Source organism: Hydrogenophaga sp., assembly GCF_051007235.1.
Lineage (GTDB): Bacteria > Pseudomonadota > Gammaproteobacteria > Burkholderiales > Burkholderiaceae_C > Hydrogenophaga.
Window position 1 is genome coordinate 1 of the sequence record NZ_JBPCSJ010000261.1, and the last position, 9588, is coordinate 9588.

8 protein-coding genes and 2 pseudogenes are annotated in these 9588 nt (G+C 66.4%); all 10 read left to right on the forward strand.

Going from position 1 to position 9588, the window contains the following annotated elements; translation table 11 throughout:
* Positions 1–432: pseudogene (locus tag ACR2JA_RS09455) on the forward strand (23S rRNA (cytosine(1962)-C(5))-methyltransferase RlmI); the annotation flags it as partial.
* A gap of 203 nt (positions 433–635) precedes the next feature.
* Complete coding sequence (locus ACR2JA_RS09460) at positions 636–1628, forward strand: CobW family GTP-binding protein (protein ID WP_434008845.1); 993 nt, start codon at positions 636–638, stop codon at positions 1626–1628.
* A gap of 898 nt (positions 1629–2526) precedes the next feature.
* Positions 2527–3087 carry an RNA polymerase-binding protein DksA gene (gene dksA / locus ACR2JA_RS09465; protein WP_434008839.1) on the forward strand — a complete coding sequence of 187 codons (561 nt, stop codon included), beginning with the start codon at positions 2527–2529 and terminating at the stop codon, positions 3085–3087.
* A gap of 47 nt (positions 3088–3134) precedes the next feature.
* Positions 3135–5033 carry an STAS domain-containing protein gene (locus ACR2JA_RS09470; RefSeq protein WP_434008840.1) on the forward strand — a complete coding sequence of 633 codons (1899 nt, stop codon included), beginning with the start codon at positions 3135–3137 and terminating at the stop codon, positions 5031–5033.
* Positions 5034–5210: 177 nt separating this feature from the next.
* A complete protein-coding gene (gene hslV / locus ACR2JA_RS09475; protein WP_310565536.1) occupies positions 5211–5756 on the forward strand; it encodes an ATP-dependent protease subunit HslV in 546 nt (181 codons plus the stop codon).
* Between the two features lie 76 nt (positions 5757–5832).
* Positions 5833–7164: an ATP-dependent protease ATPase subunit HslU gene (gene hslU, locus ACR2JA_RS09480; RefSeq protein WP_434008841.1), complete on the forward strand. Its 1332-nt coding sequence runs from the start codon at positions 5833–5835 to the stop codon at positions 7162–7164.
* Positions 7165–7518: 354 nt separating this feature from the next.
* Positions 7519–7944 carry a division/cell wall cluster transcriptional repressor MraZ gene (gene mraZ / locus ACR2JA_RS09485; protein WP_434008842.1) on the forward strand — a complete coding sequence of 142 codons (426 nt, stop codon included), beginning with the start codon at positions 7519–7521 and terminating at the stop codon, positions 7942–7944.
* An 8-nt stretch (positions 7945–7952) separates the two neighbouring features.
* Positions 7953–8888 (forward strand): 16S rRNA (cytosine(1402)-N(4))-methyltransferase RsmH, encoded by a 936-nt coding sequence (gene rsmH, locus ACR2JA_RS09490; protein ID WP_434008843.1) that lies wholly within the window; start codon positions 7953–7955, stop codon positions 8886–8888.
* Entirely contained in the window at positions 8885–9190 is a 306-nt protein-coding gene (ftsL, locus tag ACR2JA_RS09495; protein WP_434008844.1) for a cell division protein FtsL, read from the forward strand. Before rsmH ends, ftsL begins: the two co-directional genes overlap by 4 nt.
* Positions 9187–9588 (forward strand): annotated as a pseudogene (locus tag ACR2JA_RS09500) (penicillin-binding protein 2); the annotation flags it as partial. The gene ftsL and the pseudogene ACR2JA_RS09500, both read left to right, overlap by 4 nt.

Genomic DNA, 9588 nt, shown 5'->3' on the forward strand with positions numbered 1-9588 from the left:
GCGCTGGAGCAGGCGCGTGCCAACCTGCTGCTCAACGGGCTGGACCCGGCACAGGCCACCTTCATCGATGCCGATGTCAACGCCTCGCTGCGCCAGTTCGTGGCCGAAGGCCGGCAGTTCGATGCCATCGTGCTCGACCCGCCCAAGCTCGCGCCCACCGCGGCGCACGCCGAGCGCGCCGCCCGTGCCTACAAGGACATCAACCGCCTGGCCTTCAAACTGCTGCCGCCGGGCGGTGTGCTGTTCACCTTCTCGTGTTCGGGCGGCATCGGCGTGGAGCTGTTCCACAAAATCGTCGCCTCGGCCGGACTGGACGCCGGCGTTGACGGCGCCATCCTGTAGCGCCTGGGCGGCGCCTGCGACCACCCCATGACCATCAACTTCCCCGAGGGCGAGTACCTCAAGGGCCTGGTCGTGATGAAGAAGCTGTGACCCACACGCGCCGCTGCGGCGCAGGGCGCTGCCCCCGGGTGGGCTGATCCGCCTGGACGTGGCCAGGCGGTGGATCGACGGTGCTGCAGCGGGGTATTGCTCTCTGCACTACACTCCCGGCCTGTTTTTTGCTAACGGAACCCGCCATGTCGCTCATCCCCGCCACCATCCTCACCGGCTTCCTCGGATCGTGAAAAACCACGCTGCTCAAGCGCGTGCTGACCGAGGCCCACGGCCAGAAGATCGCGGTGGTCGAGAACGAGTTCGGCGAAGAGAACATCGACAACGAGATCCTGGTCGCCGACACGCAGGAAAACATCATCCAGATGAGCAACGGCTGCATCTGCTGCACCATCCGCGACGACCTGCGCGCCACCCTGGCCGACCTGGCGCAGAAAAAGCGCAAGGGGGAGCTGGACTTCGAGCGCGTGGTGATCGAGACCACCGGCCTGGCCGACCCGGGCCCGGTGGCGCAGACCTTCTTCATGGACGACGAAGTGGCCGAGCAGTACCTGCTGGACTCGGTGCTCACCCTGGTGGACGCCAAGCACGCGGCCCAGCAGCTCAACGACCGCCAGGAAGCGCGCCGCCAGGTGGGCTTTGCCGACCAGATCTTCATCAGCAAGGCCGACCTGGTGTCGCCGGACGAGGTGGATGCGCTGATCCACCGCCTCAAGCACATGAACCCGCGCGCCCCGATGCGCCCGGTGCACTTCGGCGAGGTGGCTCTGAGCGAGGTGTTCGACCTGCGCGGCTTCAACCTGAACGCCAAGCTGGACATCGACCCGGACTTCCTGAGTGCCGGCGATCACGATCACGGCCACCACGACCATGAGCACGGCGAGCACTGCAACCACCCCTCTCACCAGCACGGGCATGGCCACCACCATCACCACGATGACGATGTGAAAAGCTTCGTCTACCGGGCCGACAAGCCATTCGACCCTGCCAAGCTGGAGGATTTCCTGGGCGCCATCGTGCAGGTCTACGGCCCGCGCATGCTGCGCTACAAGGGGGTGCTGAACATGCAGGGCACCGACCGCAAGGTCATCTTCCAGGGCGTGCACCAGCTCATGGGCAGCGACCTGGGGCCGGTCTGGGCCGACGGCGAGGCCCGCACCAGCAAGATGGTGTTCATCGGCATCGACCTTCCCCAGGACATCCTGGTCCAGGGCCTCGATCAGGCGCTGGTCTGAGCCGCCGCGTCGGCAGCCCCCGTCAGAAAGCAGGCCCGCCGTGCTCTTTGTCTCGCTTCTCCAACGCCTGGGTTTTCCCTTGGGTGGAATGTCAGTGGCCACTGCGGCGCCATCGATACAATCGCCGCCCAAGTCGGACGCCCCGCGTCCGGCCAGGCCTGCCGTGAGCCTGCGGGCCGGGCGCACGCCGGAAGCGGCGCGCAAACGGGGTATAACCACAAGAGGGTCGGCGTCGCCGACCACATCGGACACAGCGGTCGACAAGGGCCGCCGTGTCCCGCCCCCTGAGCAGGCTTCGTCAGGCACTGAGAGGAGACCCCTTGTGAAAGCCCCGGCCACCCGGACAGCGAAATCCACCAAAACCGCCACCACGGCGGTCAAGGGGCGCGCATCCCAGGCAAAAACGCCTGCGGTGGTCAGCAAGGTGGCGGCTAAGACCGCCGCCAAGGCCGTTGTGTCGAAAAAGGCGGTCGCACCAGCCCCATCCGCTGCGAAAGCCAACACCAAGCCCGCGGCCAAGGCCGCAGCGCCGACCGTTGCCAAAAAGGCAGCCGCCCCGGCCGTTTCCAAAACCGCCCCCAAGGTGGCCGCCAAGAAGCCCTCCCCGGTGCCGCCGGCCAAGGCCGCTGCAACCGGCAAAGCCAGCGCCAAGCCGGCCGCTCCGGCCGTCGTCAAACCCGCCAAGCCAGCTCCCAAGGCGGCGCCGGCACCTGCTCCCAAAGCCGTTGCCAAGGCACCAGCCAAGGCCAGTCCGCCGCCTCGCGCGGCGGCGCCAGCCGTCCCCGCCAAAGCCAGCAGAACCGTGGCCGCTTCGGCGCCCCGGCCCACGCCGGCGGTGGTTGAGCCGACCCCGAGGCCATTGGGCAAACGGGCGGCCAAAAAGGTGATGATGGAGCAGATGACCCAGGCCGCCGTGGTGCCCACCCACGCCCCCGATGCCGCGAAGGCGACCTTTTCCACCATGAACGACCGTGTAATGACCCCTCCCGCGCCCTCCAGCATCCAGAAAGACCCCAAGCGGGCCAACAACTGGAAGACCCTGTCTGTCGACCAACTGACCGACCAGGACGTGCAGGCCATGCCCGACAGCGAGTACATGAACGATGTGCAGCTGGCCTTTTTCCGTCGCAAGCTGTCGTTGCTCAAGGCCGACATGCTGGCCAACGCCGGTGAAACCACCGAGCACCTGCGCGAAGACACCGTGGTCGTGCCCGATCCGGCCGACCGCGCCACCATCGAAGAAGAACACGCGCTCGAACTGCGCACCCGCGACCGCGAGCGCAAGTTGCTCAAGAAGATCGAGCAGGCCATCGCCCGCATCGACTCGGGCGACTACGGCTACTGCGAAGAAACGGGCGAGCCCATCGGTGTCGGCCGCCTGATGGCGCGTCCCACCGCCAGTCTTTCGCTCGAAGCGCAGCAGCGCCGCGAACTCAAGCAGAAGATGTTCGGAGACTGATCCCGGTCCCTTTCAGGTATCCCTTTCCGAATCGACGCTGAGTCTTCATGTCCAAGGACGATTCCAACCGCGGCTTCCTGTCCAAGGTGGTGAAGTTCGTGCGCCACCCGACCACCAGCTGGTCGGATCTGGACACGCGCGCGGCCGACCGCGAGAGCGAGTACAGCAAGGCCGCGCTCAAGGAAATGATCGAGCGCAAGCGCCGCAACGACTTCGTGCGCAAGCGCGAATTCGACATGCTGCGCAAGATCCGCAGCCGCGAAGGCTCGGGCGAAGGCGCACAGGGTGTGCGGCCCTCGTTTTTCCAGAGCAGCTTGCCGTCCAAACCCGACGACCGGGCGATGACGCTCAAGAAGATCGACGAGATCGAAGCGCAGATGTCCATGCAGTGGTGGAAAACCAAGGGTCCGGATTCCCTGGTCACCACGGGGTCCAGCCTCAATTCGGGGGCGCACACCACCAGCGGCTCGCCGCTGAACCGCAAGGACGGCGCCGCCAAGGCATCTCCCGCGGCCAACGCCGAGGCGCAGCGCCGCAAGGCCCAGTACAACGAAACCGAGGCGTCACCGCTGCCGGACACCTCGCCGGCCGAGGCCTCGACCCAGCCGGACCCCGCCGGTTCGCAGCGCACGCCGCCGCCCGCACCGATCCCGGCACCGCCCGCGTACCAGGCGCGCAGCCGGTACAGCAACCCGGGTGAGAGCCTGCCTCCCGACCAGTTGCCGCCGCCTCCGGCGCCTGCGCCGTCCACCGCGCGTACCGGCCTCATGGTGGCCAAATCCGCTTCGACCGACGCCAGCGGCAATTCCGTGTTCTCGGCCTCGCATTTCTATGCGCTGGATGTGCAGGAAATCGCACAGGACCCCGAGGTCGAGGAAGCGGCCATCCGCTTTGCCAACGGTGACGACTCGGGTGCCGAACAAGGCCTGCTTGAAGCCCTTAGCGGCAGCGGTGCCCGGCTGAACCAGCTGGACGACTGGCTGGCGCTGTTCGACCTGTACCGGGCGACCGGGCAGCTGGCGCCTTTTGAAAGCCAGGCGGTGGACTTCGTCAACCGCTTTGGCCGGTCTGCGCCGCAGTGGTTCGACATGCCCAGTCTGGTCTCCAACATGACCGGCAAGGCGTACAAGCCCTCGACCGGTTCGACCCGCGCCGTCTGGGTTTGCGAGAGCGACATCGACGCCCATGCGGTGGGTACGCTGCAAAACGTGTTGCTGCGCGCGAGCCAGCCCTGGGTGCTGGACTGGTCCCCGATCGAGTCCATCGACGTCAAGGCCGCACGCGCGCTGCTGGGTATCTTCACGCTCTGGGGCGACCAGGACGTGGAGCTGCGTTTCCTGGGGGCGTCCGATCTGCGCGAGCGGCTCAAGGCGTTGACGCCTTCGGGCCGGCGCGACATCGAGCAGCTGTGGTGGGAACTGCGCATGGCCGTGTTGCGCGTGATGAACCGCCCGGACGAGTTCGAGCTCACCGCATTGGATTTCTGCGTCACCTACGAGGTGTCACCGCCTGGCTGGGAAAAGCCCCGTTGCCACTTCCAGGCACTCTCCGGCGGCACCTCGGACGACGAAGGCGCCTCTGTGCTGGGCGAGGTGATGCTCGAGCAGGTGCCGTCGGGTTTCGCCCACGACTCCGTTATGGACAGCCAGGGTTCCGAATTCAACAACCTCGGCCTGGTCGAGCTGTCGGGGGAGATCCGAGGCGATCCGCAAGCCACGCTGGAGGCGCTGGAGCACCGCCTGGAGGGCGCGGATGTGATGATCATTTCGTGTCGCAACCTGATCCGGGTCGATTTCTCGGCCGCGGGCACCCTGCTCAACTGGGTCACGGGTCACCACACGCAGGGTCGCATGATCCAGTTCGTGGACGCGCACCGCCTCGTGTCGGCTTTTTTCCACGTCATCGGCATCACCGAGTACGCCAAGGTGGTCGTGAGGAACGATTAAACATTGCTCCCCCCGCGCCGCAGGGTTGAGCACACCCCCGCCGCGCTGCGCGCGACCCCCTCAAGGGGGCGGCACTGGCGGCCCGGCAAAGCCGGTTCCGCGGTGCCCTCGGTCAACTTCCCCTTGTTCTGCCTCAGGACTTGAGCTCGCATTGTTCATCCCCATTTGCTGCCTCCTATGGAAACTTTTCACGGAACCACCATCGTTTGCGTGCGCCGCGAGACGCCGCAGGGGGTGCAGGTCGCCATCGGCGGCGACGGCCAGGTGACCCTGGGCAACGTGGTCGTCAAGGGCACGGCTCGCAAGGTGCGCAAGCTCTACCGCGACCAGGTGCTGGCGGGGTTTGCCGGCGCCACAGCCGATGCTTTCACGCTGTTCGAGCGCTTCGAGGCCAAGCTGGAGAAGCACCAGGGCCACCTGGTGCGCGCCGCCATCGAGCTCACGCGCGACTGGCGCACCGACCGCGTGCTGCGCCGCCTGGAAGCCATGCTGGCCGTGGGCGACCGCAGCGCGGCGCTGATCATCACCGGCAACGGCGACGTGCTGGAGCCTGAACATGGGGTGGTGGCCATCGGCTCCGGCGGCGCCTACGCCCAGGCCGCGGCGCGGGCCCTGGTGCAGCACACCGCCCTGAGCGCCGAAGACGTGGTGCGCCAGTCGCTGGCCATCGCGGGCGAGATCTGCATCTACACCAACATGAACCACACGGTGGAAGTGCTCTGAACGGCTGCGGTGCGCCGGGCATCGATGCCTGGCGTTCCCGTTGCAGACGGACGCTCACCTTTGAATCCCGAACGCCATGTCCTCCATGACCCCGCAGGAGATCGTCTCCGAACTCGACCGCCACATCATCGGCCAGCAAGGCGCCAAGCGCGCTGTGGCGATTGCGCTGCGTAACCGCTGGCGCCGCCAGCAGGTCGATGACAAGCTGCGGCCCGAGATCACGCCCAAGAACATCCTGATGATCGGCCCCACCGGGGTGGGCAAGACCGAGATCGCGCGCCGGCTGGCCAAACTGGCCGACGCGCCCTTCATCAAGGTCGAGGCCACCAAGTACACCGAGGTGGGCTATGTGGGCAAGGACGTGGACGCCATCATCCGCGACCTGGCCGAGATCGCTGTCAAGCAGACCCGCGAGGCCGAGATGCGCAAGCAGCGCATGCGGGCCGAGGACGCGGCAGAGGAGCGCATCCTGGATGTGCTGGTGCCGCCGCCCCGCAGCGTGGGCTTCGAGCCCGCCGCCAGCACCGACAACACCGCCCGCCAGGCCTTCCGCAAGAAGCTGCGCGAAGGCCTGCTGGACGACCGCGAGATCGAGATCGACCTCGCCGAGCCGCGCCCGGCCATGGAAATCATGGGGCCCGCCGGTATGGAAGAGATGGCCGAGCAGCTGCGCGGCATGTTCAGCCAGATGGGGCAGGACAAGCGCCGCGCGCGCAAGCTCAAGATCGCCGAGGCGATGAAGCTGCTGGTGGACGAAGAGGCGGGCAAGCTGGTCAACGACGAAGAGATCAAGGCGCTGGCCCTGCGCAATGCCGAGCAGAACGGCATCGTGTTCATCGACGAGATCGACAAGGTGGCCTCGCGCGGTGGCGAGGGCGGCAACGCCGAGGTCTCGCGCCAGGGCGTGCAGCGCGACCTGCTGCCGCTGGTGGAGGGCACGACCGTGTCCACCAAGTACGGCATGGTCAAGACCGACCACATCCTGTTCATCGCCTCGGGGGCGTTCCACCTCTCCAAGCCCAGCGACCTGATTCCCGAGCTGCAGGGGCGTTTCCCGATCCGGGTCGAGCTGCAGTCGCTGTCGGTGGAGGATTTCGAGGGCATCCTCAACCGCACCGACGCCAGCCTGGTGCGCCAGTACCAGGCGCTGCTGGCCACCGAAGGCGTGACGCTGGACTTCACGTCCGACGGCATCCGCCGCATGGCGCAGATCGCCTGCGACGTGAACGAGCGCACCGAAAACATCGGCGCACGCCGCCTGGCCACGGTGATGGAGCACCTGCTGGACGAGGTCAGCTTCGGCGCGACCCGGCTGGAGGGGCAGACCGTCACGGTGGACGCGGCCTACGTCGACGGTCGCCTGGGCGAACTCAGCCGCAACGAGGACCTGTCGCGCTACATCCTCTGACGCCTTCTTGCCCCGTGAAAACCGCGTGACCGGCCGGCGCGCGGTTTTTTTGTGGCCTTTCGTTGCAGTGCTCTCGGAAGGGGCTCCGACCAGTCGCTTGCCGCTCATCGGAGCGCGTGCGCCTGGTTACAAAGTCTTGTGATGCGCAGGGTCTTCAAGCTTCACCTGCAGACCTCCTTGTAAGTGCTTGCTTTTGCTCAAATTTCTGGCATTGGATGCCTGCAAAATCGACGCTAAGTAGTTGATTTCAAAGCAAAATTCCTGAACTCGCACTTTTGAATGGTGGCGTTTTCCTGATAAAGTGGGGAAAAGTGCAATTAAGTGGTGAAAGCTGCCATCTGAAAGTCAAAAGCGGTGTTCCAGGGTGCGTCTTCTCTCAGTCTCGATGCCAAGGGGCGGCTGTCCGTGCCGACCCGGCACCGTGACGCCCTGGGCGCCACCGCGGGACAGTTGACCATCACCAAGCACCCGCACGGTTGCCTGATGATTTTCCCCCGCCTGGAGTGGGACCGTTTCCGCGAACGCATCGCTTCACTGCCGATGCAGGCCCAGTGGTGGAAGCGCATCTTCCTGGGCAACGCCATGGACCTGGAAATGGACGGGTCGGGACGCGTGCTGGTCTCGCCCGAGCTGCGTGCGGCCGCCGGCATCAGCAAGGACGCGGTGCTGCTGGGCATGGGCTCGTACCTGGAGCTGTGGGATGCCGCCACCTACCAGGCGCAGGAGGCCGAAGCCATGCAGGCGGAGATGCCCGACGTGTTCAAAGATTTTTCGTTTTGAGGACGCTGGTGCAAGACGCTTGGACCCACCAGACCGTGCTGCTGAACGAAGCCGTGGATGCGCTCGCCATCCACCCGGACGGTCACTACGTGGACGCCACCTTCGGGCGGGGCGGGCACTCGCGCCTGATCCTCTCGAAGCTGTCCGAAAGGGGGCGGCTGACGGCCTTCGACAAGGATCCTCAGGCGGTGGCGGTGGCGCAGGAAATGGCGGCCCGCGATGGCCGCTTTTTCATAAGGCACGAAGGTTTCTGCCACCTGGGCGAGCTGCCGCCCGCCAGCGTGGACGGGGTGCTGATGGATCTGGGGGTGAGCTCGCCGCAGATCGACGACCCCGAGCGGGGTTTTTCTTTTCGTGGCGACGGCCCGCTGGACATGCGCATGGACACCACGCGCGGCCAGAGCGTTGCCCAGTGGCTGGAAACGGCCGAGGTTTCCACCCTCGCGGAGGTCATTCGTGAATACGGCGAAGAACGGTTTGCTCAACAGGTTGCAAAGGCGATTGATCGTCGCCGACAGGAACGGGGCCCTCTTCGAACCACCCGCGAGCTGGCCGAAGTCGTGGCTGGCGCGGTCAAAACCCGCGAGCCGGGCAAGGACCCTGCAACGCGCACATTTCAGGCTTTTCGGATTTTCATCAACGCCGAGCTTGAAGAGCTGCAACAAGCGCTAGAGGCCAGTCTGCAGGTGTTGCGCCCCGGCGGTCAGCTGGTGGTGATCAGCTTCCATTCGCTGGAAGACCGCATGGTCAAGCAGTTCATGGCGCGCCATTCGCGCGCCGTGGTGGACCGCCGCGTGCCGTTCGCCGAGCCGCAGCCGATGCCGCTGACCGGCGTGAGCCGCCTCATGCCCTCAGACGCCGAGGTCGCGGCCAACCCGCGCTCGCGCAGCGCCGTGATGCGCGTGGCCGAGCGCACGGCAGCGCCGGTGGGAGTGTCGTCATGATTCGCCTGAACCTGATGCTGCTCGTGGCCGTGTTGGCCAGCGCGTTCTACCTGGTGCACACCCAGTACGAATCGCGCCGCCTGTACACCGCCATCGACAAGGCCAACGCGCAGGCGCGCCGCCTGGCGTCCGAGCACGAGCAGCTGCAGGTGCAAAAGCGCGAGCAGGCTACGTCGGCCCGGGTGCAGCAGCTGGCCACACGGCAGCTGCAGATGCGCCCGGTCAACCCCGGCATCACGCAGTACGTGACGGCGGGGGCGCCGCCGGCCAGTGCCGCCCCGGTGCAGGAGGGGCAGCCATGAGCCAGCCGCGCGCCGACCAGCGCCCCAGCCGCAGCATCAACTACAGCGCCAGCCCGCTGTTGGCGAGCAAGACGCCCGTCTGGCGCAGCAAGTTCATCGTCGCCGCGCTGGCCGTGGCGTTTGCCGGGCTGGCGGGGCGTGCGGCCTATGTGCAGGTGTTCGGCAATGAATTCTTTCAGCGCCAGGGCGAGGTGCGCTTTGCCCGCACGCTGGAGCTGCCGGCCAACCGCGGCCGCATCCTGGACCGCAACGGCCTGCTGCTGGCGTCCAGCGTGGTGGCGCAGAGCATCTGGGCCATCCCGGAAGACGTGGACAAGAACCACCCGAAACTGCGCGATCTGGCCCAGCTGCTCGACATGCCGTTGCCTGAACTCAAAAAGAAGCTCGGGAACGAAGAC

What these genes read in the sequence shown, in the direction of transcription:
- dksA (WP_434008839.1), top strand. Translation starts at nt 2,527, where the DNA reads ATGACCCAGGCCGCCGTGGTGCCCACCCACGCCCCCGATGCCGCGAAG.
- ACR2JA_RS09470 (WP_434008840.1), top strand. Translation starts at nt 3,135, where the DNA reads ATGTCCAAGGACGATTCCAACCGCGGCTTCCTGTCCAAGGTGGTGAAG.
- hslV (WP_310565536.1), top strand. Translation starts at nt 5,211, where the DNA reads ATGGAAACTTTTCACGGAACCACCATCGTTTGCGTGCGCCGCGAGACG.
- hslU (WP_434008841.1), top strand. Translation starts at nt 5,833, where the DNA reads ATGTCCTCCATGACCCCGCAGGAGATCGTCTCCGAACTCGACCGCCAC.
- ftsL (WP_434008844.1), top strand. Translation starts at nt 8,885, where the DNA reads ATGATTCGCCTGAACCTGATGCTGCTCGTGGCCGTGTTGGCCAGCGCG.